Origin of the sequence: Alcaligenes sp. DN25, from assembly GCF_023674485.1 — a bacterium.
Classification (GTDB): Bacteria; Pseudomonadota; Gammaproteobacteria; order Burkholderiales; family Burkholderiaceae_B; genus Alcaligenes; species Alcaligenes phenolicus.
In genome coordinates this window covers 3,031,217-3,054,811 of record NZ_CP098408.1, presented here as the reverse complement: position 1 = coordinate 3,054,811, position 23,595 = coordinate 3,031,217, and the positions used below count along the sequence as shown (strand labels likewise).

Below are 23,595 nucleotides of genomic sequence, written 5' to 3'. Positions count from 1 at the left end.
TTATTCAGTGGAGCTTGGTGTCGCCACTCCCCAACCCAAGGCCTGATACAAGGCAATTACATTCAGGTACGAGCCGGTTTCCGCTATTGCCAGTTCTTGCCGGGTCTGGTTCAGGCTGCGCTGATTTTCCAGCACTTGCTGATAGGCACCGGCTCCCACTTCATAACGCGTCAAGGCACGCTCATGGGCATTTTCCAGATGTGACGCCGCTCGAGTCAGGCTAAGCAGGCTTTCCTGATGTTGAGTCAGCCGTTGCAAAGAGCCCTGAATTTCTTCCTGAGCTTGCAACAGCACTTGTTGATAGTGCAGGCGTGATTCATCGGCCACCGCCTCCATGCCACGCAAGCGCGCTTTGGCATGGCCCAGGCGCAGGGCAGGCCATTGTATGGCAGGTGAAACATCAAAGGCACGGGCAGCATGGCCCAGGTCGCTACCTCGCAAGGCAAAAAAGCCAATAAAGCCAGCCAGATCCAGGCGGGGGTACAGCTCGGCGGTGGCGGCGGCCACTTCGTGCGAGCTGGCCAGGATTTCCTGCCGGGCGGCGCGTACGTCAGGCCGGTTGAACAGCATGGCGTTCACATCACCTAACGGCAAGGAAGCGGCCAAGGGTGCCTTGGCACTGGGCAACGGCGTATCAATGCTCCCGGCTTGCCCGCCGCTTAGCACCTGGATGCGCAAACGAGCCAGCTCCAGGTCGCTGCGCAGTTGGGGCACCAGGGTTTTGGCGCGCTCAAGACCAGCCTGGGCATTGTCCAGATTCTCCGGCAATTCCCGACCCAGCGAAACGCCAGCCTGCACCAGCCTGAGTGTATGCTCCCAGCTGCGTACGTCATCCTCAGCCAGAGCCAGTTGCCGTTGCAAACCTTGGGCTTGCACGTATTGGCGTGCCAGTTCAGCCGCGATAGCCTGGCGAGTCAGATCAAGTTGGTCTGCACTGGCCTCGCTGCGAGCCTGCGCAGAACGGGCCAGTTGCTCCAGACGACCGAACACATCGATCTCCCAAGTGGCCTGCATGCCAAGGCGCCAGTTCTCGGTAATACCGTGATCAATGGAGCCATCGGGCGCGGCAAATTGTGAACCGCTACGGTTGTAGCTGGCGTGGGCCGTGATGGCGGGTAGACGGTCGTGTTGGCGCTCGTCGATCAGGGCGCGGGAGGCCCGCCAGCGGGCCTGTGCCTGGGCAATATCCAGGTTGTGGTCCAGGGCCTTGGCAATCAAGGCGTTCAGTTGCGGGTCTTGCAGCAAGGTCCACCAGTTTTCGCGTTGCTCGGTGGCTTGAGCGAACTGGCTGTTCCAGTTGGTGTCGGCCAAGCTTGGAGCGGTGGGAATGGAGGTGTCCAGCCCCACAGCGCAACCGCTCAGGATCAGGCTGGGGATCACCAGTCGCAGAGCACGCGCCACAGGCGCTAGCCTGTTTGATAGTTGTGGCGTCATGATGAGTGTTCTCCAGTCGAAGGGCGCAGGGCTTGCGCCAGATCGCGCGCCCGCGGGGTGTCTGCTTGATGGGCGTGATCACGCGCCAGCAAGGTATACAAAGTCGGCAAGATAAACAGGGTGAATACCGTGCCGATCAACATGCCCGAGACCAGCACCACACCCAGGCCAAAGCGGCTGTTAGCACCCGCACCGGAGGCAAACAGCAGAGGCACCAGACCAAAGACCATGGCCCCGGTTGTCATCAGCACAGGGCGCAAACGAATGCGGGCGGCTTGCAAGATGGCTTCGGGCTTTTTCAGGCCCTCTTTGAATTGCAGTTCATTGGCAAACTCCACCATCAGAATGCCGTGCTTGCTGATCAGGCCGACCAGCGTTAACAGACCTATCTGGGTGTAGATGTTGAGCGTGCCAAATCCCAGGGCCAAAGGCAGCAGGGCACCGCACAGGGACAAGGGCACCGTCACCAGAATGATGATGGGGTCCACCAGGCTTTCGTACTGCGCGGCCAGCACCAGATAAATCACCACCAGCGCAGCCAGGAAGGCCCACACCAGAGACTGACTTTCCTGGGTGAATTGGCGCGACTCCGATTGCCAGTCATGCGTGAATCCTGCAGGCAATTGACGGGCGATGTCGTCCAGATAGCCCACCGCTTGACCCAACGTGACGCCCGGTGCTGGAATGGCTTGCAGCGTGGCCGAGTTTTGCTGGTTGAATTGGCGCAGGCTGTTGGGTTCCACTTCGCTGTGGATTTGGACCATGGCCGACAAAGGCACCAGCTCGCCATTGGCGCTGCGTACAAACTGACGTGTCAGTGCTTGAGCTGTCAGGCGCAGTTCACGCTGGCTTTGTGGAATCACGTCATACGAGCGACCATCCAGCGAAAAGCGGTTCAGGTAATTCTCGCCCACCAGCACGGCCAGGGAATCAGCAATATCTCGCAGACTAATACCCATGCTGGCCGCTTTGCTGCGGTCAATTTCCACGCGGGAAACGGGCTTGTTGTAGTCCAGATCGCTGTCTACCACGACGAACAATCCGCTTTCACGGGCTTGCTGTTTGACCCACTCCATCGTGTCGTACACCGTGCGGTAGTCGCCGGGGCTGCGCAGTACCAGTTGAACCGGCAGACCGCCGCTGGAACCGGGCAAGGGGGCAAGCTGGAAGGCGAAGATACTGCTGCCGGGAATCGCGCTGACACGTCCTTGCAGCTCACCCTGTACGGCGCTGGCATCGCGCTCGCGCTTGCTCCAGTCCTTCAGGTTGATCCCGCCAAAGCTGGCAGCCGGGCCGTCTGTCCCCACAATCAACCAGGTGCTTTCGGTTTCGGCCACTTCACGATAAGTGTCATCCAGCAGCTTGCCGTCGCGCTCGGCATAGGCCAGGTTGGCATTTTGCGGAGCTTTCACGGCTGTCAGCACGCTGGCCTGATCTTCAATGGGAGCCAGCTCACTGTGCGTCATTTGATAGAGCACGGGCAGGCTGATAAAGACCAGCAAGGCCATGGCGCCCGTGATCCAGCGATGGCGCAAGGAGCGGGCCAGCAATCGACCGTAGCGGGCCGACAGACCACCAAAGAAACTCTCTGCCAGGTGCGCCATGCGACCTTCATCTTGCTGTGAGGGCAGTAGCAAGGAACTCATCACTGGGGACAAGGTCAAGGCCACGACCCCGGATACCAGCACGGCACCGGCCAGCGTCAGGGCAAACTCTTTGAACAGTGCTCCAGTCAGGCCACCCATCAGCCCAATCGGGGCATAGACGGCGGCCAGGGTCAGGGTCATGGCGATCACTGGGCCGGCCACTTCACGTGCGCCCAATAAAGCCGCCACCACGGGTGAGCGTCCGGCGGCAATGTGACGGTGTACGTTTTCAACCACAACAATCGCATCGTCCACTACCAGTCCGATAGCCAGCACCATGGCCAGCAAGGTCAGCAAATTGATGCTGAAACCAAAGGCCAGCATCAAGGCGGCTGCTCCCAACATGGACAAGGGAATGGTAGCCAGCGGAATCAGCACGCTGCGGAAAGAACCCAGACACAGATAAATCACCAGCACCACGATAATCATGGCTTCGGTAAGGGTCTTGAGCACCTCATCAATCGAGGCCTGGATGAAGCGGGCGGTTTCAAAAGCCAGGGCCACTTCCACGCCGGGAGGCAAGGTGGCCTCAATGGCTGGGAGGCGATCACGAATGCCTTCCACAATCCGCAAGGGGTTGCCGCCGGGAGTGGGGAACAAGCCCAGGTGAATCGCGGGCAGGCCATCCATCAGGGCGCTGGTTTCCGTCGCTGCTGCTCCCAGCTCTACCTTGCCTACGTCGCGCAGTCTTACCAGCGAGGTGCCGTCTTCGCGCACGATCAGGTCCTGAAATTCGGCTACGCTGGTCAGGTCCGAATTGAGCTGAATATTGCTCAAGACATGCTGGCCTTTGACCATGCCGGGGGCGGCCTGATAGTTGTTGGCACGTACAGCCTGGGCAATATCGGCAGCTGTCAGTCCATAGCCCGCCATGCGGTCCGAGTCCAGCCACAGTCGCATGGCCAGTTTTTGACCACCAAAGGTCTGGATTTTCGCCACGCCATCAATCGTGGAGAACATAGGCTCCACCACGCGGGACAGATAGTCATTCAGTTCCGGGATGGAGATTGACGTCGTGGAAAAGCCTACATAGGCCACCGCAGTGGAGTCCCCGGAGGAGCGTTCCACAACCGGGTCATAGGCGCCTTCAGGCAGGCGGTAGCGCACCTGGCTGACCTTGCTCATGACTTCGGTCAGGGCCTGGGTAGAGTCGCGGTTCAGCTCCATGCGCAGGGTCACGACACTGCGGCTTTGCACGGAGTTGGAAGACAGGTAGTCCACCCCTTCCACCGAGGCCAGAGCCTGGGCGATGGGCTGGGTGACAAAGCCTTGCATCAGTTGTGCAGAGGCGCCGGGGTACTCGGTGGTAATCGTGATGGTGGAGTTCTCCAGCAGGGGATACTGCCGGATGGGCAGCTTGTCCAAAGAGAACAGCCCCAACATCAGGAGCAAGGCGCTGACCACCAGGGCAAGTACCGGCCGACGAACGAACAAGTCGGTAAAGCCGGGACGGGAGGTGGTGTTCATACGGGCTCCTTGTCCTTGGCGGTTTGTACTGTGGAGCCGTCCTGAATCTTGATCTGGCCGGCGCTCACAACCTTGTCGCCTTCTTTCAGGCCATCAATGATCTCGACACGTTCATCCCACTGTTCGCCGGTTTGTACTGCCACGCGTTTGACCTGCCACAGACCCTGATCCGTGGGGGAGGCCACAAACACGGTCTGGCCGTAGGCGGTGTAGGTCAATGCGGTTTCGGGCACGGTCAGGACGGGCGCTTCGGCGGGGCGCTTCAATTGAGCACGGGCGTACATCCCCGCTTTCAGGCGATTGTCCGGGTTGGGCAGTAGCGCTTGCAGGCGCACGGTGCGCGAATCTCCAATCAAGGGATCGATGGCGCTGATTTCAGCCTGGAAGTTCTCGCCTGGCCAGGCGTCCACCTGTACGTGTAGGGTCTGTCCCACCTTCAGATCCGGCAGGCTTTGCTCTGGCACGGTCAGGTTCACACGCAGTTGACTGTCATCGACCAGGCTGGCGATGGCTTGGCCGGGTTGCAAGTAGTGGCCCTGATGCAAGCTGGTGATACCGATGCGACCCGAGAAGGGGGCGGCAATCTGTTTCAAGGCCAGTTCAGCGCGTTGATATTGCAGTTGGGCCTGGGCCACAGCGTGATCGGCCTGGGCTTGATCCAACTGCTCCTGGGTAGCGGCTTGCTGTTCCTTCAGCTTGCGTACACGGGTGAGCTGAATGGCGGACTGTTTGACCTGTGCCTGCTCGCGGCGCACGCTGGCTTGTTCCAGTTCGTCATTGAGCAAAACCAGTGGCTGGCCTGCCTTGACTTGCTGTCCGGAGGTGAAATCAATCTTGCGAATACGGCCGCTGGTCTCTGCACTGAGCAGCACTTGCTGCCAGGCTTCCAGTGCACCGACGGCATGCAAAAGACGAGGAGCGGTCTGGGACTCGACGCTGGATAGTTCGACGACGGCAGGCGGATAGGCTCCCCCTGCTTGAGCTTCTTGCGAGGCTGGCAGCAAACGCCAGCCTATGGCCAATACGCCGGCCAGAACGGGAATCATGATCCAAGTACGACGCGAACTCATGCTGCCGACCCTCCTGTCAGGGAAGAGGGCCACAAAGGCTGTTTGTTGGGAAGAGTCCAGCCGAATCGCTGATCACTTTGCGACCAGTCTTCGGGTTTGAAGTAGGTGGCTGACACAAGCTGGGCTTGCCGTAACCATGACAGAGGTCCGGCAAACAGAATCCAAATGAGGGGAGGCATGGCAGGTTCCTGTGACAACAAAGAGGCAGCCAACATGGCTTGCCTTAATTAGGTACCTGGACTATAAAACCTCAAGTTAACTTGAGGTCAAGGGGTGTCAAGATGGCAAAAACAGTGGATTTCAGTCGTGCCTTGACGGTGGGGGAAGTGGCCAAACGCAGTGGTGTCCCTGTCTCGACCGTGCATTTTTATGAAGCCAAGGGCTTGATTGCCAGTACCCGTAATAGCGGGAACCAGCGTCGTTTTGATTCGGTGGTTTTACGCTACATTGCGATCATCAAAGTAGCGCAGCGTACCGGGATTCCTCTGGAGGAAATCCACGAGGCCTTGCGTGGTTTGCCACCGGGCAGCAAGCCATCGAGCAAGCAATGGCGAGCCATGTCCAGCCGTTGGCAGGCCAGTTTGAATGATCGTATTGAGCAGTTGACGCGACTGCGCGATGAGCTGACCCACTGTATTGGCTGTGGGTGCTTGTCCATGAGTGAGTGTCCCTTGCGTAATCCGGCCGATATTCTGGGCCAGCAAGGGCCCGGTCCCCAGATTCTGGAAAGAAAGCTGGAGACCGGAACAGAGGCTTAGCTCGGGTCGGGCGACTGCGCGTACAGCGCGGTGGCTTCGGAAGTGACCAGGGACTGATAGCGCTCGAAGTGGTTCAGGATGTCGTTAATGACCTGACTGGAGGACAGGCCCATCAAGTCATACCCCCGACTGCCATCGGCAAAGACAGTACGCACTTGCCATTCTTGAGGGCGAGCCTGTTCGTTGCGTGCTGCTGCCGCGGTAAAGCTGGCAACCCGACGAGCGCGCAACTCGACGCCATAGACAAAGTTACGCTGGTTGTCGGCCTGAATGGTCAGTTGGGCCGTATCCTGCTCGCTGGTCTCCAGGCTGACATTCAGATTGCGTTTGCCCAGCTCGTCGGCCACGGCCTGCAAAGCGGGAACCACGGTTTCACCCATGAAGCGCCGGGCATCGCGTTGGTTGGGCGTGTGCAGGATCGTCGAGAGGCGTCGACGCCAGGACACTTCCGAGCCGGGAGCCGGGCCGGACATGGGGCCTTGACGACGCAATCGTGACATATCTGCCTTCATGCCTTTGAACAGCCCCAGGATCAACAAGAACATGATGATGGCAAAGGGCAGGGCGCTGACCAGCGTGACGGTTTGCAAGGCTGTCAGACCACCGGCCAGCAAGAGCAGGGAGGCAGCGGTGCCTTCCAGCGCGCACCAGTAAATGCGTTGCCAGACTGGAGCATCTTCCACCCCACCGGCGGCCAGGGTATCGATAACCAAAGAGCCCGAGTCGGCCGAGGTCACAAAGAAAATGGCTACCAGGATAATTGCCAAAGTCGAGGTTACATTGGACCAAGGCAGGTATTCCAGGAACTCGAACAGGGCCACGGATGCATTCGCGGCAGCATCCTGGGCTAGTTGGCCTGCCGCCACACCCATATCCAGGAAGATGGCGGTGTTGCCAAAAACGGTCATCCAGAAGAAGGTGAAGACGGTGGGCACCAGCAAGACGCCCAGTACGAATTCACGTACGGTGCGGCCACGCGAGATGCGGGCGATGAACATGCCGACAAAGGGCGACCACGCGATCCACCAGGCCCAGTAAAACAGGGTCCAGGCTTTCATCCAGCTTTGCCCGCGGAATGCTTGTGTACTAAATGAGCGTGCAAAAAAGTTATCGAGATAACCGCCGATATTCTGTACAAAAGCATTCATCAAAAAGGCTGTGGGGCCCACGGCGAGCACAAACAGCATCAAGGCAATGGCAACCAGCAAATTCAGTTCGGACAGGCGGCGAATGCCAACATCCAGTCCACTGACAACAGATAAGGTAGCCAGTGAGGTAACCACCACAATCAGGACAATTTGCAGCCAGGTTTCCTGCGGCCAGCCAAATAAATGCTCCAGACCGGCATTGATTTGAAGTACGCCCAAACCCATGGAGGTAGCAATACCAAATAGCGTGCCGCACACGGCAAAAATATCCACGCTATCGCCAATCCAGCCTTCAATACGCTTGCCAAATAAGGGATACAGGCCCGAGCGGATGGTTAAAGGCAGGTTGTAGCGAAAGCAGAAGTAGGCCAGCGACAAGCCAACGACCGCATAGACGGCCCAGGCGTGAACGCCCCAGTGAAAGAAGGTGATGATCTGCGCCTGATGGGCGGCTTCCACTGTGCTGGCCAGGCCCGAGGGCGGGGCCGAGAAGTGTTGCAGTGGCTCGGCCACAGCAAAGAACATCAGGCCAATCCCCATACCGGCAGCAAATAGCATCGCCATCCAGGTGAGATAGGGGTAATCAGGCTCCGAGTCGTCCGGCCCTAATTTCAAATTGCCGTAGCGGCTTAATGCCAGATAGACGACGGCAAAGAAAAACAGGGCCACAGCCAGGATATAGAACCAGCCGAAACTTTTGATGACCCAGTTTTGTAACTGCTCAAAAATAAGTGCGGCGTCTTTAGGGAAAATAATCCCGATCAGCAAAAAGACCAGGACGATAAAGGTAGATCCCCAGAACACCCGTGGATGTAGCGTGCTTTTAAAAGGCAGCCCCATGTCATGCTCCGTTTGTAACTAAGAGGGCACAGCTTAACGAGAACGACTGCCGGTTGAAAGGTTTGTTAGATTAGGAAATATTTGCTCAGGCTCGGAAAGGATCTATTGGCAAAATTAATTCCTGATGTCCGGCCTGGCGGGTCAACTCCAATTGATGCAGCACACTGGCACTGGCCGTATGCACCGCAGAATGCAGGTCTGCACCCAAAATAAGATGGGCCAGCAAGGTGGAGGCAAACAGGTCTCCGGTACCTTTGGCGGCACAATCCACGCGCGGATGGCTAAGCAGGGTGTCGGCACGCGGCTCCTTGCGAGACATCAATAATTTGATCTGACCATCCTGCCAGGAGTCGGGGGCGGCACTGGTGGCAATGACCCATTCGGTCCGGCCATTTAGCAAGGCGTGCGCGGCGCTGGAACTGCCCTGGATGGTGTCGCAAGGCTGTTGGGACAGCAAGGACAGCTCGTAATTATTGGGGGTCAGGCCCGTGGCCAGCGGCAGCAAGGTTTCGTGATAGGCGGGGATCAGTGCCGGGTCTACGTAGACGCCTACATCCAGATCACCCATGACCGGGTCCACTATCACCAGAGTGTCAGGGTGCTCTTGCAGCAACGCTTTTAACCAGCGTGCAATGATGACGGCCTGGTTGGCGCTGCCCAGATAACCGATCAGGACAGCGCGTACCTTGTCCAGCGCACCGCGCAAGACCAGATCATTCAGAAAGCCTTCCAGCCATTCATCGGGGACAGCGCCGCCGTGCACCGTGGGGTATTGCGGGTTGTTGCTGAGCAACACGGTGGGAACGGCGGCCACTTTAAAGCCGTGTCTACGCAAAGTCGGGCCGGCAACATTGTTGCCCACCCGACCGTAGACGACTTGCGACTGAATCGAAACGACATCCACATGGTAGGGATGTCGTTCACGATCGACGAACGTTACAGCAGCAGTGTTCATGCAGCGCAATCAGCGGAACTGGCCTGTTTAAGTTGGCTGAGCCAGCTGGTCAGGACCGTAGCGGCAGCGGCGTGCAGGCGTTTTTGTACCGCCATGGCTTCCAGACGCAGCATTTGCGGATCGATATCAGCTTGTCCCAGTTCGTTGGCATGACCAACCAGCCAGCGTTCCAGTTTGCTGGTGTCGGCTTCCAGGTGAAATTGCAGGCCCAGTACTTGGGTTCCGAAGGAGAAGGCCTGATTGGGGCCTACGTCCGTGCTGGCCAGGTGAATGGCTCCGTCTGGAATATCGAACTGATCCCCATGCCAGTGCAGGACGGGAATGCCGCTAACGGCGGCCAGGGGCGATTCTTTGCCCGCTTCGCTCAGTTTCAACGGAGAGAAACCGATTTCTTTCACACCCAGGGGGTAGACATTGGCACCCAGGGCGCGCGCAATCAATTGTGCGCCCAGGCAAATGCCCAGCAAAGGTTTGCCTGCCAGCAAGAACTTGTTGATCAGTTCCAGCTCATCAGACAGGAAGGGGTAAATCTTTTCGTCGTAGGCGCCGATTGGCCCGCCCAATACAACCAGCAGGTCAGCGTCCTGTTCACCCACGTGACGCAGTGACTCGACGGAAGGGTCAATGTATTGAACTTGGTAGCCCTGTTCGATCAGAACAGGCTCCAGTGTGCCCAAGTCTTCAAAATGGATATGACGCAGTGCGATGACTTTCTTCATAAGAGGTTCTTTCAATCCAGATGGTAAGGATGTCAGCTCGTGGTACCGATGTCTACATTAATGGCACCCGATAAGGGGAAGGTGCAACATGCCAGTGCATGGCCCTGGGCCTTGTCCTGGTCGCTCAGGCAAAAATCCGGTTCAGAGCGGTACTCGCCCTCCGAAATCTGTACCCGGCACGCGCCGCAAATACCCGAGCGGCATTGACTACGAATAGGCACATCGGCGGCCTCCAGCATTTCCAGCAAGCTGCTGCCCGGTTCAGGCGAGAGCGTTTGCCCGGTGCTGCGTACATTGATTTGCAAGGGCGCGCTGTCTGCTTCAGGCAGGATTTCCACGCCGGAACTGGCGGGCGGGGAAAAAGCCTCGATCAACATGTGCGAGATGGGGTGAGCCTGAAGGGTGTATTCGCGCAAGGCCTGGGCAAAACCGTGGCTGCCGCAAATCACGACGGCCTGTGGGTCTTTTAACTGCTCCATATTTTCAAAAGAGGGGCGACCCACTTTGAAATGAGCGCTTTCGCGAATCTTTTCCTGCGTGACAAACACGGTCAGCGTGAACCAGCTGGTGCCCAGGTCCAGCTGCAGCAGCTCGTGCAGGAAAGGAATGTCGGCAATACGGGCAATACTGAGCAGCAAATGTACTTGTGGTACAGGCAAGCCGTCCTGGGCTCGCGTCGCCAATTCACGCAGCAAGGCAATGGGCAGGGTAATGCCAATGCCGCCTGCAATCATGGCGATACGCTGGTAACCCACAATGGAGTTCACCGAGATTTCACCCGCCACATATTGCAGGGGCACACTCATGCCCTCGCGCAAGGTGGCGTGCAAGTGATCGGAAACACTATTGCGCCCCGACCCTTTCACGGCAATTTCAATCAGGTCTGGATCGGCCATACGAGTGATCGAATACATACGCTGTTGAATGGTGCCGCCGGTATCGGGGTAGCTCAGGGCGACGTGCTTGCCTGCCTGCAAGGCTTGCAGAAAATCAAAATGGCCGCCCTGCACCCGCAAGGTAAACACTTTGACGTTTCCGGCCTCGGGGCGAACGGTCTCGCAGCGCGCCTGAATCATGGCTGTCATTGCAGCGCCTCCTGTTGTTCGGCCTCGGCAGGAGCCTTGCCGGACTTGCTGTTCAGGCCAATGCGTTCGATCAGGCTTTCTACCGAGCCGGTGTACACACCAATTTCGTTGGAGTCGCCGGTGTCGTGCAAGATGTCGCGAGCATTGGGGAAATTCACCATGGAGAAGACTTTTTCCCAGGCGCCCATTTCATTGTTGGCGAACATTTCTACGGTGCGCAAAATAACGGCGCGCATATGCTCGCGCTCTTTCTGGCTCAGTCCGTGAATGATGTCCGACGCAACAAAGCTGAACACGCTGGAGTGGCTCCACTCGTCCATGGCATGGGTGCGGGTAACTTCATGGCACACGGTCTGGATGCTCTTGTCCTCGGCCATGGTCTTCAGGTAGTCGGTAATCAGGGTCTCGGACGCGCAGGCAATGGCAAAGCGGGTCAGACGACGCTCGGATTCGGAACCGCATTGGCTCAGGATGTCATTGCGCCACTGCACCAGGTTGAAATTGGTGAAATCCAGGGGCGTCAGACCACGCATGGAGTAGATGTAGTTGCAGGCCATGATGGACATGCGAGTGTGCAGGGCCTCGTCCAGCAAGGCCTGGGACATCACGTCTTGCAGCAGATTGCGGTTGGCGCTTGGGGGCGGGGTCTTGATGATGTCTTCGCAAGAAGGCGTGACCACGTTGCACTCAACGTAAATGGTCTTCAGGTTGTAAATGCCCCAGGCGTAGGACAAGCACTGCGATTTCAATTCTTCAGGAGCTTCCAGCCATGCCTGATGCCCGCGAAAAGGCAGCAGGCATTCACTGAAATCGGCCTTGTTGGGATCGAAAGCCAGATTGTTGTAGTCCGGCAGTTCCTGATTCACGGCAGCCCGGTTTTTCCAAAGTACAGACAGCTTTTGCAGCATATTCCGTACGGCGTCATCAGTTTCGTAGCTTTTGATTGTCATTTCAAACTTCCTTGCTGTTGATTGCGATCTGTTCGAAATGAACAGGTCGTTTCTTTACTCCACCTATCTTTATTTCCAAATGGAAATTCGCAGGCTTAAAAGGATTTGCCGATTCTTATGGATAAGGCCCAAAAAAATCCCGTTGCCGGGTTTCTTGAGCCGTGGGGATCAGCGTGGTTGAACTGCCGTTAAAGCAATGGCGTTTCCTGTAGTCGTGGGAAAACTGGGGATGTGTTTATCGTGTACAGATTGAAAAAGGTGATAATCTGCTTGAACGTTTAGAAGTACGGGCGTTGAGTATTCGTTGGCTGCATTCTAATGATCCTATGACAATAAATGACAGACCATTTCAAGATCATTTGACAGACCACTTAATGATAAAAATTTGAATCTTGTTTTAATTCTTGACCAGGATGATCGGGATTGGCGTTCTCTCTGTGTTTCAGAGGGTTTTTAATTCTTTATGCTTTGAATTTTTATTCAAATAACAATAATTAAAAGTGGTCTGGTGAGTTAATTTTTAATGGACTGTTTTATAGATCGATAAACAGAATAGGATGTTTATCTTTCGCCCTTGGAGTTCGTGCGTCCAGGGCAGCACTTTTGCCTGGTATCGGGCAATGAGCCACGACCCTATCGTGGCCAATCTCTAAACAGGAACTCCCATGAAGAGTCTTGCCGGTGGCGACACCCCCCACCAGCCTCTGGCGGGTTCGCAATTTCTACAGCAAAGTGATCGCAATCTTTGGGACATCATCGAAGCCGAACGGCGTCGTCAACAACACACCATTGAGCTGATCGCTTCCGAGAATTACCTGAGCCGCTCCGTTTTGGACGTGCAGGGCTCCTTGCTCAGCAACAAGCAGGCGCAAGGCTATCCTGGGCAACGGATTTACGGCGGGTGCGAACAAGCCGATCAAACCGAAGAGCTGGCTATCGAGCGGGCCAAGTCGGTTTTTGGGGCCTCTTACGCCAATGTGCAGGCGCACTCGGGCAGCCAGGCCAATCTGGCGGTGTACCTGGCCTTGCTCTCGCCGGGCGACACGATTCTGGCGCTGGATCAAAGTGCGGGCGGGCACCTTAGCCACGGTTCGCATTTCAATGTGTCCGGACGCTGGTTTCAGACCTGCTCGTACGGAGTGGATCGTCAGACGCAATGGGTCGACATGGACGAGGTTCGTGCCCTGGCCCACAGGGAACGGCCGCGGTTGATCATTGCCGGAGGTTCGTCCTATTCACGTACGCCAAATTTTGCCGAGTTCAGGAATATTGCCAACGAGATCAACGCTTATTTGATGGTGGATTTGGCCCACGGCGCGGGGCTGGTGGCGGCAGGTCTGATGGAGTCACCCGTCAAACATGCCCATGTCACGACCTTTTCCACGCATGGCACCTTACGCGGACCGCGTGGTGGGATTATCTTGAGCAATGAGCCCAAGCTGGCCGAGCGCTTGAGCCAGGCCGTATATCCAGGGCTGCAAGGCGGACCTTTGCTGAACATTCTGGCCGCCAAGGCGGTGGCTTTGGGTGAAGCGATGAGCCCATCCTATAAGGCCTATGCCCAGTCCGTCATCATCAATGCGCGCAGCCTGTGTCGCCGCTTGTCCGAAGGTGGGCTGACGGTGGTGTCAGGGGGAACAGACTGTCATTTTGGTGTGGTGGATTTGCGCCCTTGGGGCCTTTCCGGGCCTTTGGTTGAGCAGGTTCTGGCTCAGTTGGGCATTAGCTTGAGCAAACACCGTGTGCCGTATGAGCAAGCCTCTGGCGCCTATTCGGGGGTACGGGTCGGCAGTGCCGCCTGTACGACTCGCGGTTTGGGTGAAGATGATTTCAAGGAAATTGGCGACATGATTCTGGCCTTGCTGGGCGGGGTGCGCAGTGGTTCGCGCAATCCCCGCACCGAGAATGCCATTTTGGAAGGGGTCGCAGACCTGAACCGGCGATACCCCTTGATGTACTGATTTTTCCCGGCTCAGCCTTTGCCCTGACGCAGAGCGTTGGCCAGACGCAACATGGCGGACTCGATCTCGTAGGCGGTCAGGGAGGCATAGCCCAGCAGCCAGCCCTGTTGTTTTTCTTCACCAATGTACAGACGGCTCAAACCCGGCAGTTGAACGCCAGCGCTCAAGGCGCGGCGCAGCGTGTGTTCTTCTGACCAGCCCGGCTCCAGAAAGCAGGGAATCTGCAAACCGCCTTCAGGTCGGGCCGCACGAACGATTCCTTGCAAGTGCTGCTCGATGGCTTCCAGCATGATCTCCCGCCGCCCGGCATACAGCTTGCGCATAGCGCGAATATGCGAGTTGTAATGTCCGTCCTCCATAAAACGCGCCAGCGTCAGCTGCAGGATTTGCGGTGTGTGACCATCCATGATGCTGCGTGCCTGGGTGAAGGGTTTGACCAGCTCGGGTGGCAGGGCCATATAGCCCATGCGCAGGCCCGGATACAGGGTTTTGCTGAAGGTGCCCAAGTAGATTGTGCGTTGGTATTTATCCAGACCCTGCACACACGCCGTGGGTAAGCCGTCGTAATGAAATTCACTGTCGTAGTCGTCTTCCATAATCCAGCGGCCATTTTCAGCCGCCCAGTGTATGAGCTCCAGACGACGTTCCAGGGACATGGTGGCCCCGGTGGGGTACTGGTGCGAGGGTGTCACGTAAATGCAGTTCGCGCCGCTGCGATCTTCATTCAGCAGATCGGTGCGCAAGCCTTGCTCGTCCACGCCAATCGGTACGACACGAGCCTCGGCCGCTTCAAAGGCTTTGCGGGCGCCGAAGTAGCCAGGATTTTCAACCAGAATGGGTTTGCCAGCATCGACCAGTAATTGCGCGCACAGGAACAAGGCCTGGCGCGTGCTGCTCAGAATCAAAATTTGATCGGCCGAGACCTTCGCACCACGCTCCAGATTCAGGTACACGGCAATCGCTTTACGCAGGGACTCGGTGCCTTGCGGATCGCCATGCAGCAGGATGTTGGCTCGATAGTCTTTCATGGCCTGACGCTGCAGGCGTTCCCACACATCGGTGGGGAAGTTGCGGGTTTCCGGCAGGCCAGTGGCAAAGGCCTTGATGGTCTGTTGATCGGCAATGCCGCCACTTTCAAACACGGCGCGACCCCGACGGCTCAAGCCCGTACCGGGTTCCATTACGCTGCGTTTCAGATCCTGGGCTTTGATGCGGCGATAGGCACTGCCGCGCAGCTCCGTGCCGACCGACTCGGAAACATAGCTGCCCGAGCCCTCGCGCCGCACGATAAAGCCGTCGCGATGCAGTTGAACATAGGCGTTTTCAACCGTATCGCGGGCCATGCCCAAGGATTTGGCCAGCGAGCGTGTGGCAGGCAGCTTGACCCCCGGACCCAGCGCGCCATCCAGAATCAACGCCCGCAAGGCACGCTGAATGCGTTGGTGAAGATCCAGGGATTGAAGTTCGTCATCGTTAAGACGCATCTTCAAGGTGTCCAGTTCAAACGAACGCGTCATGCGGTCTGCTCCAGAGAATATTAATGGTCTGACTAGTCAGACCATTGTGCTCGTAGACTTGATTGTCATTGCCGAAATAGGGGGGCCTGTTCCGGCGTTCAGGTTTGTACAGGATCTCAGCAAGTATGTCCCGACCCTTTAATTTCAGCGCAGGGCCCAGCGCCTTGCCAATGGATGTTCTATTGCAAATACGTGATGAGCTGCTTGATTTTGCGGGCACAGGGGTGTCCGTGATGGAAATCAGCCATCGTTCCCAGCCTTTCATGGATTTTGCCCATCGTACCGACGCCGCTGTGCGTCGTGTTCTGGCCGTGCCAACGGACTATCACGTCTTGCTCCTGCAAGGAGGGTCGTACCTGCAGTTTTCTCAAATACCGATGAACCTGCTTCATCAAGCAAACACAGCGGACTATATACATACGGGTTTATGGTCGGAACAGGCGGCTAATGCCGCCAAGCAATATGGGAATGTCGAAATCGTAGCCAGTTCTTATGAAACTGGATTTGATCGTATTCCCGAGATTAATGAATCTAATATTAATCGGGATGCAGCGTACTTGCATTACACAGAGAACGAAACTGCACAGGGCTTGCAATTTTCAAAACCACCTGTTTCACCTATTCCCTTGGTATGTGATGCTTGCTCCAGCTTGATGTCAAAACCGATTGATGTCTCGGCTCACGATTTGATTTATGCCTCGGCCCAGAAAAATATGGGAATTGCCGGTGTTACGCTGGTATTACTTAATCCTGCTATTTTAGACAGGCCTTTGGCAAATACGCCACAAGCTTTGGATTTTTCCATTCAAGCAAAAAAACAATCGCTATTAAATACGCCCTCAACCTTTTCCTGGTATGTGCTGGGTTTGATGCTGGAATGGATAGAGCGTGTTGGTGGAATAGAAGTATTGCACAAAATAAATAAGAAAAAGTCGCAGCTGCTCTATGAGATTATTGATGGCAGTGATAGTTTCTATATCAACAATGTTTTACCTGACTATCGATCCATCAATAATGTTCCATTTCATATTGCTGAAACTGATTTAGATATTTTATTTGTTGAAGAAGCGCAAAAGAATGGTTTTCACGGCTTGAAGGGCCATCAGTCAACGGGGGGCTTGCGCGCCAGCATCTACAACGCCGTCACCTTGGATGCGGTACAGGCGCTGGGAGAGTTCATGCGCGAGTTCAAGCGCACGCACGGTTAGGGCGTGCGCCTGCTTTGCAAGGCGGCCAAGCAAGTAGCCGCGACGTGGGTAGAAATTTTTTTAAGGAAAAGCGATGTACGACAACACACTCAGCCTGGCTGAATTCGACAAGGAATTGGCTCAGGCCATTCAGGGCGAAGAAAGCCGTCAGGAAGATCACGTAGAACTGATTGCCTCGGAAAACTACGCCAGCCCTTTGGTTATGCAGGTTCAGAACTCCGTGTTTACCAACAAATACGCCGAGGGTTACCCGGACAAGCGTTACTACGCCGGTTGTGAATTTGTAGATGTAGCCGAACGTCTGGCTATCGAGCGTCTGAAAGCGGTGTTCGATTGTGATTACGCCAACGTACAGCCTCATGCTGGAGCGCAGGCTAACACTGCAGTATTCCTGGCTTTGCTCAAACCGGGCGATACGGTGATGGGGATGAACCTGGCTCAGGGTGGTCACCTGACCCACGGTAACCCCATCAACATTTCCGGGCGTCTTTACAACATTGTTCCTTACGGAGTTGATACCCGAACCGGGCTGATCGATTACGACGAAATGGAGCGCATTGCTATCGAGACCAAGCCCAAAATGCTGATTGGTGGTTTCTCCGCCTATTCGCGTGTGAAGGATTGGGCGCGTATGCGCCAGATTGCTGATAAGGTCGGCGCCTGGTTCTGGGTGGATATGGCCCACGTAGCTGGTCTGGTGGCGGCGGGTGAGTATCCCAGCCCCTTGCCACACGCCCATGTAGTCACCAGCACAACGCACAAAACCCTGCGCGGTCCACGTGGTGGCGTGATCATGGCTAAAGGGCAAAGCGAAGATTTCTACAAACGTCTGAATTCCGCTGTATTCCCCGGCGTGCAAGGCGGCCCATTGATGCACTTGATCGCGGCCAAAGCCATTGCTTTCAAAGAGGCTCTGCAGCCGGAATTCCGTACCTATCAGCAAAACGTGGTGCGTAATGCCCGTGCCATGGCGGCGGTACTGATGCAGCGTGGTCACAACATCGTGTCAGGCGGGACAGATAACCACATGATGCTGATCAACTTGTCGACCAAGCCCTACACCGGGCAAGAGGCCAGTGATGCCTTGGCAGATGCCTATATCACCGTGAACAAGAATTCGGTGCCCAATGATCCCCGTTCGCCCATGGTGACCTCGGGTATTCGTATCGGAACGCCGGCTGTAACAACACGTGGCTTTACGGTGAAGGACTGCGAGCAGCTGGCGCATTACTTGTGTGATGTGCTTGATGCCTACGAGGCTGGCACTTTAGATAAGGTCAAGCACGAGATTCGGGAAAAAATTGTGAACCTGTGCCGAAGCTATCCGGTGTATCAGGTGCAGACGGAGCCAGCGCAGCTGTGATTTAATTAATTTTTTATAGGAGCCCAGCCACTTTGGTGGTTGGGTTTTTTTTATGAATTTAATGTCTTCTGTTTTTTACTCTTTCTCTTCTGTTGCTAATTTTATATTTTTCAGTTTTATTATTGTTGGCTTTCTTTTTCTTTTCTTTAATCGTGCTTATTTTATATTTTTCAATAAGCTTTGGACTGTCTTTCATCGAGAGGAATTTTATGATTCTTATCTGGACTCCACACGGAAAAATACGTTGGATGTTGAGCGCTTTAAGGTGATGTTTGGAATGGTTAGGGGGCAGGGAATTCGTACGGTGAAGGATACGCACCAAGCGATTAAGTGGGCAGATAGCGTTGCTATCCCCTTGAGAACTTTGGGTAAAGCTGGGGATTGGGTTAATTGGCCAGAGCAGGATGTGAAAAATCCTGGTTATTTTCAGATGGGAGTTTTGTTCGTCTTTATTGTTCTTCTTGGCCTTTTTGTGGCTCCCGCTTCTATTTTGTCTTTTGGCTCTGAGGCTATTGTCAAGTTTAAAGGAAGCGAGGTTTGGGCTTGGCAGGGAGAGCAGGGTATGAGATCGCTTCTTGCTCCGGATGGTAAGCGATGGGTTTTTAATATAGCGGATTGTTCGCTGGAGACAAGGAGGTCAGAGACGCCTCTCTTTCAGAATGAAATTGACTATATTTGCAATTCTGTTCAGTCAGGAGCTTATTTCTCCAGTTTGAAATCAGGGGTGAAGTCTCAGCGTTATTTTGGAATTCCGGCCTTGATTTATCTTTTGTCTTTTTTGATATTTTTAGTCAGAGCAATGCAGTCCTGCAATGCGGCACGGCGTGTGTATCGTGTTCTTCACCCGTGCCACTGCAAAAAGTAGCGAGGCGATCAGCCCCTCAACTTCCAATCTCCATACCCTTTCGCCCGCAGCTCACAAGCCGGACATTGCCCGCAGCCATATCCCCAGTCATGCAGGGTTTCCCGCTCGTTCTGGTAACAGGTATGGCTGTCTTCCTGAATCAGCTTCACTAAAGCATCCGAGCCCAACTGGTGGGCCAGCTCCCAGGTATCTGCTTTATCCAGCCACATCAGTGGTGTTTCCACGGTCAGTGGGCGCTCGATCCCCAGGCTTAATGCCACTTGCAGTGCTTTCAGCGTGTTGTCACGGCAGTCCGGGTAGCCCGAATAATCGGTTTCAGACATGCCGCCAACCAGTGTATCCAGTCCCCGACGGTAGGCCAGTGCGCCAGCCAGGGTAAAGAACAGCAGGTTTCGACCCGGCACAAAGGTATTGGGCAGACCGTCTTCCTGCATGGCAATCGTCATGGATTCAGTCATGGCGCTGCCGCCTATCTGAGCCAGGACGCTAGCGTCGAGCACATAGTCTTGCCCGAGGCGCTCTGCCCAGTGCGGGAACTGCTGGCAAAGCTTGTCTCTTAGTGTCTGTCGACACTGCAGTTCCGCATGGTTGCGCTGGCCGTAGTCAAAGCCCACGGTTTCTACAAAGGCAAAGCGGTCCAAAGCCCAGGCCAGACAGGTGGCTGAATCCTGTCCGCCCGAAAAGAGAACCAGGGCCCGGCGGCGGGGAGTGTGTGGCTTCATGCTTTGACCTGTGCGGTGCTCAGGGCGCGGCGCTTCATGGTGCTGATCAGGGAGTTGAGCAGTACGCCATACATAGGTACAAACAGCAGCAGGCTGACGCCCAGTTTGATAACGTAATCGACGACGGCGATCTCGCCCCAGTGTTCGGCCATGAAGGGATTGCTGCTGTGCCAGAAAGCGATGCCGAAAAAGGCCAAGGTATCCAGTGCCTGCCCAAAGATCGAGGCGGCCGCTGGAGCAAGCCACCATTGTTTGTAGTCGCGACGGATGCGATCAAAGACCTGTACATCCAGCAGTTGCCCTAATACATAGGCGGCAAAGCTGGCCAAGGCAATACGGAACACAAAGCTGTTGAATTCGCCCAGTGCTTGCAAGCCGTTGAACTGCCCTTCATTAAAAAGCACCGAGACCACATAAGAGGCGATCAGGGCTGGAAACATCGCGCGGGTAATCACGCGGCGCGCTTCGGACTTGCCCATCAAGCGGACGGTCAGGTCGGTAGCCAGAAAAACAAAGGGAAAGCTGAAGGCTCCCCAGGTGCTATGGAAGCCGAACAGTTCAATAGGAAGTTGAACCAGATAATTGCTGGCAATCACAATAAAAATGTGAAAGGCAATCAGAAGTCGTACGTAGAACGACAGCCGTGAAGACGGCACGGTAGGCAGAGTCATGTCTGGACCTTTTTGGTGAATGGGGTGAGGGAACCCATTGAAAATGGACTGCAACCGACTATTGTACGGTCAGTTGCGGTTCGATGGAATGGTTGTTGCCCGCAAGTGTAGCGTGTGCATCAGACGCGCTTATACGTCTGCCTTGATGAGGCTTATGGCACAACCAAGCGGTAGGGGGCATGCAGAGGCTCAAACAAGCCCGCTTGCCAAAGCAGACGAACTTGTTTGGCTTGTTCTTAATGAGCAGCCCTTAGGCCGATGCAGGTTGCAGGCACTCTATCAGCAAGCGCTTGTGCAACTGATGTACTTCTTCAAAGGGCACGGGCGAGTTCTGTGGTCCCAGAACCAGCAAAACCATCAGCCACATCAGGGAGGGAGAGGCGGCCAGGATGTAGTCGGAGGGACTGACGTCAGGGCGGATGAGACCTCGCTGTATGCCCAGTTCAAAAAACGCCTGATTGGCGGTGTAGTTCTGGCTCAGGAGCTGTTTGCCCCAGTAATGAGCCAGATCCGGCACGCGGCCACTTTCTGTCATCAAAAGCCTGAACATGGCTTGCACGTCCGGGTTGGACAGGCGTTCATACAACTGGTGCAGGTACTCATCCACGATACAGGACAGGGTGTCTGCCTCGGAGGTATCGGACAACTCAAAGGTATTGCCATCAGGTGGCAGCAGAGTGCTGTGGAGCATGTCCTCGAACACTTCATCTTTGCTGCTGTAGTGCGCGTAGATGCCGGACTTGGAGATCCCGGCGCGCGCGGCGATGCGCTCCAGCGAAGTGCCCAGAAATCCCCGATGAGAAAACTCTTCAAAAGCGGCTTTCAGGATTTCGCGTTTGCGCTCAGCTGACGGTAGGTAACGTCGCTTGTTTGTGCTTTCGTTTTTAGAAGGTTTATTTTGGTGCGTGTCTGTCATGTCATCCTGTGGGGATGGGCAAGATATGGGGCTTGCAGTATATCAGGCCACTTGTCCCAGGCCGATGGCAAGCCAGCCTGGCTGCGGCTGGAGGGCTTGACGAGGGGCTGTGCTTGTTTTGTCACATTGCTGTGGAAATAATAGTTGTGCCATGAGTCTGGGTTACCGCTTGTTTCAATGGATTGCATCGCCTTTGTTTTTTAAAGCCTGAGTTTTTTTAGTGAGGCTTTATTTGTTTTTCCACTTGTTTTTATTTCCCTATTCCATAACAGGCACGGTATAACAACAAATGTGGTTGAGGCTGGTCGTTTTTTATCTGCCATGAACTTGATCTAACGCAAAGGTTTTTTATGGCTCTTTATTAAAAGGCCTGCATACAAAAAGTTTAGATGTAAACTGGTGTATTGTTAAAAAGACTAAGCAGTCGTATCTGTTTTTTGTATGTACTTTTTGCGGAGTGGCAATGGTTAGCAGGCAGTCCCTTGATCAGACTGAACAGTTAGACGCATCCGCACGAGCCGCCTGGGCTCGTATCTGGAGTTCCATCTCCCCCGAATCGCAGTTTCTTGCCTGGATGGACTGGATGCGTCATCTGGCCCTTAGCCCTGGCAAACAAGAACAGTTGCGTCAGTTGGCGCAACGTCAGTGGGAACAGCTATTTCGTGAATGGAGCGAGGAGCTGGCCGCATCAGCCCAGTTGTCTCCCCAAACCTCAGAACAAGCTGCAGCGCCTGCCTATACCGACCGCCGCTTTTCCGACCCCGCCTGGGATCGTTGGCCTTTTAATTTGCTGCGACAAACCTATCAGGCGCAGCAGCAGTGGTGGCAAAGTGCCACGGAAGGCGTAGCCGGTGTGGAGCCTCATCATCAAAAACTGATTGCCTTTGGTGTTGAGCAATGGTTGAACATGCTCAGCCCCAGTAACTTTGCCTGGACCAACCCCTTGGTGTGGGATAAAACCCTTGCAGAACAGGGGGATAACTTCAGCCGTGGCCTGGAGAACTGGCAGCAGGATATGCAGGCCCAGTTCGCGGGTGAACCGCCCGTAGGCACCGAAGATTTTGTGGTCGGCAAGGATGTGGCGGCCACGCCGGGCAAGGTGGTACTACGTAACGAGCTGGTCGAACTGATCCAGTACACGCCTTCTACCAAGCAGGTCCATCCAGAGCCTGTGCTGATCGTTCCGGCCTGGATCATGAAGTACTACATTCTGGATCTGTCCGAACAAAATTCCCTGATCAAATACCTGGTGGATCAAGGCCACACGGTGTTTTGCCTGTCCTGGAAAAACCCGCTTGCCGAAGATCATGCCTTCGGGATGGACGACTACATTCGCCTGGGCTGGAAGGCCAGCCTGGATGCTGTCAACGCCATTGTTCCCGGCCAGAAAATCCACGCCACCGGTTATTGCCTGGGCGGCACCTTGCTGGCGATTGCCGCGGCTGCCATGGCACGCGATGGGGACGACAGGCTTGCCTCCCTGACGTTCTTTGCGGCCCAAACCGACTTTTCCGAGCCGGGCGATTTGTCCCTGTTCATTGACGAAAGTCAGGTCAGCCTGCTGGAAGCTCAGATGGCCGACGAGGGCTATTTGCGCGCCAATCAGATGGAAGCCGCTTTTCAAATGCTGCGCTCCGCTGATTTATTGTGGGCGCCCATGGTTAATAAATATTTATTGGGCGAACGCCGCCCCTTGAACGATTTAATGGCCTGGAATGCAGACGCCACGCGTATGCCCGCCACCATGCATTCGCAATATTTGCGCCGCATGTATTTGAATAATGATTTAAGTCAAAACCGCTATCCGGTTGAAGGCCGTATCGTTTCTCTTGCGCAAGTTAATTTGCCTATTTTTTGTGTCGGTACTGTTTCCGATCACGTTGCCCCCTGGCGCTCTGTTTACAAGTTGCATTATCTGGTGCCTGCCGAAATCACCTTTGTCTTGACCACAGGTGGGCATAACGCCGGGATTGTCAGCGAACCGGGCCATCCGCGTCGCAAATATCAGATTCAGACCCGCGCGGCAGGCACTGCGCCTGTTCTGGTGGACGACTGGCAGGCACAAGCCGCCTCGCATCCGGGTTCCTGGTGGCCCGCCTGGACGGAATGGCTCAAGGCTCGCTCGGGAGCGGATGTGAAGCCACCGCAAATGGGTGCCGCCAGACAGGGCTACGCTCCGGTCGGCCCAGCACCCGGTCAATACGTATTAATGAAGTAAGCAGTCAGGTCATACAAGCTCGCTAAATGGTGAGCTTGTCGCTCTGTTTGATGTCGGCGATAGGCGCAAAGCCCGTCGCTGA

Annotated in this window: 18 protein-coding genes; 6 read left to right on the top strand and 12 right to left on the bottom strand. The window is 55.4% G+C overall.

Translation table 11 applies throughout. The features are described from left to right. From NBV64_RS14185 to NBV64_RS14175, 3 genes are read right to left on the bottom strand one after another with little or no spacing between them, the layout of a single operon-like run. Complete coding sequence (locus tag NBV64_RS14185) at positions 1–1,434, bottom strand: efflux transporter outer membrane subunit (RefSeq protein WP_250755993.1); 1,434 nt, start codon at positions 1,432–1,434, stop codon at positions 1–3. After that, positions 1,431–4,547 carry a MexW/MexI family multidrug efflux RND transporter permease subunit gene (locus tag NBV64_RS14180; RefSeq protein WP_009459334.1) on the bottom strand — a complete coding sequence of 1,039 codons (3,117 nt, stop codon included), beginning with the start codon at positions 4,545–4,547 and terminating at the stop codon, positions 1,431–1,433. Before NBV64_RS14180 ends, NBV64_RS14185 begins: the two co-directional genes overlap by 4 nt. Next, a complete protein-coding gene (locus tag NBV64_RS14175; RefSeq protein WP_250755992.1) occupies positions 4,544–5,617 on the bottom strand; it encodes an efflux RND transporter periplasmic adaptor subunit in 1,074 nt (357 codons plus the stop codon). The genes NBV64_RS14180 and NBV64_RS14175 overlap by 4 nt, the downstream gene beginning before the upstream one ends. 281 nt (positions 5,618–5,898) lie before the next feature. On the opposite strand from NBV64_RS14175, the gene soxR reads away from it, so the two are divergent. Next, complete coding sequence (gene soxR / locus NBV64_RS14170; protein WP_009459330.1) at positions 5,899–6,375, top strand: redox-sensitive transcriptional activator SoxR; 477 nt, start codon at positions 5,899–5,901, stop codon at positions 6,373–6,375. On the opposite strand, the gene NBV64_RS14165 is transcribed toward soxR, so the two are convergent. The 5 genes from NBV64_RS14165 to NBV64_RS14145 form a co-directional block, all read right to left on the bottom strand. Then, complete coding sequence (locus NBV64_RS14165) at positions 6,372–8,363, bottom strand: BCCT family transporter (protein ID WP_009459329.1); 1,992 nt, start codon at positions 8,361–8,363, stop codon at positions 6,372–6,374. The two genes, soxR and NBV64_RS14165, sit on opposite strands and share 4 nt — an antisense overlap. A gap of 85 nt (positions 8,364–8,448) precedes the next feature. Next, the gene (gene pdxK / locus NBV64_RS14160; protein WP_021446940.1) at positions 8,449–9,318 is read right to left on the bottom strand and encodes a pyridoxine/pyridoxal/pyridoxamine kinase; all 870 of its coding nucleotides are present in this window, start codon (positions 9,316–9,318) and stop codon (positions 8,449–8,451) included. Continuing rightward, on the bottom strand, positions 9,315–10,037 hold the full coding sequence (locus NBV64_RS14155; protein ID WP_021446939.1) for a glutamine amidotransferase: 723 nt from the start codon (positions 10,035–10,037) through the stop codon (positions 9,315–9,317). Before NBV64_RS14155 ends, pdxK begins: the two co-directional genes overlap by 4 nt. Before the next feature lie 32 nt (positions 10,038–10,069). After that, positions 10,070–11,122, bottom strand: a complete 1,053-nt coding sequence (locus NBV64_RS14150) for a 2Fe-2S iron-sulfur cluster-binding protein (RefSeq protein WP_009459327.1) — start codon at positions 11,120–11,122, stop codon at positions 10,070–10,072. Then, positions 11,119–12,072, bottom strand: a complete 954-nt coding sequence (locus NBV64_RS14145) for an AurF N-oxygenase family protein (RefSeq protein ID WP_009459326.1) — start codon at positions 12,070–12,072, stop codon at positions 11,119–11,121. The genes NBV64_RS14150 and NBV64_RS14145 overlap by 4 nt, the downstream gene beginning before the upstream one ends. Positions 12,073–12,737: 665 nt before the next feature. Here NBV64_RS14145 and glyA (NBV64_RS14140) point away from each other — a divergent pair. Beyond that, on the top strand, positions 12,738–14,033 hold the full coding sequence (gene glyA, locus NBV64_RS14140) for a serine hydroxymethyltransferase (protein WP_250755991.1): 1,296 nt from the start codon (positions 12,738–12,740) through the stop codon (positions 14,031–14,033). A gap of 11 nt (positions 14,034–14,044) precedes the next feature. Here glyA (NBV64_RS14140) and pdxR read toward each other — a convergent pair whose 3' ends face one another. Next, on the bottom strand, positions 14,045–15,550 hold the full coding sequence (gene pdxR / locus NBV64_RS14135; protein ID WP_021446938.1) for a MocR-like pyridoxine biosynthesis transcription factor PdxR: 1,506 nt from the start codon (positions 15,548–15,550) through the stop codon (positions 14,045–14,047). 125 nt (positions 15,551–15,675) lie between these two features. On the opposite strand from pdxR, the gene serC reads away from it, so the two are divergent. The 3 genes from serC to NBV64_RS14120 all read left to right on the top strand — a co-directional run bounded on the left by serC (position 15,676) and on the right by NBV64_RS14120 (position 18,986). Beyond that, complete coding sequence (serC, locus tag NBV64_RS14130) at positions 15,676–16,758, top strand: 3-phosphoserine/phosphohydroxythreonine transaminase (RefSeq protein WP_250755990.1); 1,083 nt, start codon at positions 15,676–15,678, stop codon at positions 16,756–16,758. Between the two features lie 73 nt (positions 16,759–16,831). After that, complete coding sequence (gene glyA / locus NBV64_RS14125; RefSeq protein WP_021446937.1) at positions 16,832–18,121, top strand: serine hydroxymethyltransferase; 1,290 nt, start codon at positions 16,832–16,834, stop codon at positions 18,119–18,121. Positions 18,122–18,173: 52 nt separating this feature from the next. After that, positions 18,174–18,986, top strand: a complete 813-nt coding sequence (locus NBV64_RS14120; protein WP_250755989.1) for a DUF6216 family protein — start codon at positions 18,174–18,176, stop codon at positions 18,984–18,986. Positions 18,987–18,994: 8 nt separating this feature from the next. Here NBV64_RS14120 and queC read toward each other — a convergent pair whose 3' ends face one another. From queC to NBV64_RS14105, 3 genes are all read right to left on the bottom strand, one after another. Then, positions 18,995–19,708 carry a 7-cyano-7-deazaguanine synthase QueC gene (gene queC, locus NBV64_RS14115; protein ID WP_250755988.1) on the bottom strand — a complete coding sequence of 238 codons (714 nt, stop codon included), beginning with the start codon at positions 19,706–19,708 and terminating at the stop codon, positions 18,995–18,997. After that, positions 19,705–20,379, bottom strand: a complete 675-nt coding sequence (locus NBV64_RS14110; RefSeq protein WP_022983354.1) for a 7-cyano-7-deazaguanine/7-aminomethyl-7-deazaguanine transporter — start codon at positions 20,377–20,379, stop codon at positions 19,705–19,707. Before NBV64_RS14110 ends, queC begins: the two co-directional genes overlap by 4 nt. Positions 20,380–20,629: 250 nt before the next feature. Further along, positions 20,630–21,295 (bottom strand): TetR/AcrR family transcriptional regulator, encoded by a 666-nt coding sequence (locus tag NBV64_RS14105; RefSeq protein WP_009459318.1) that lies wholly within the window; start codon positions 21,293–21,295, stop codon positions 20,630–20,632. Between the two features lie 463 nt (positions 21,296–21,758). Between NBV64_RS14105 and NBV64_RS14100 the strand changes: the two genes are divergently transcribed. After that, positions 21,759–23,513 (top strand): PHA/PHB synthase family protein, encoded by a 1,755-nt coding sequence (locus tag NBV64_RS14100; protein ID WP_250755987.1) that lies wholly within the window; start codon positions 21,759–21,761, stop codon positions 23,511–23,513. Positions 23,514–23,595 lie beyond the last annotated feature (82 nt).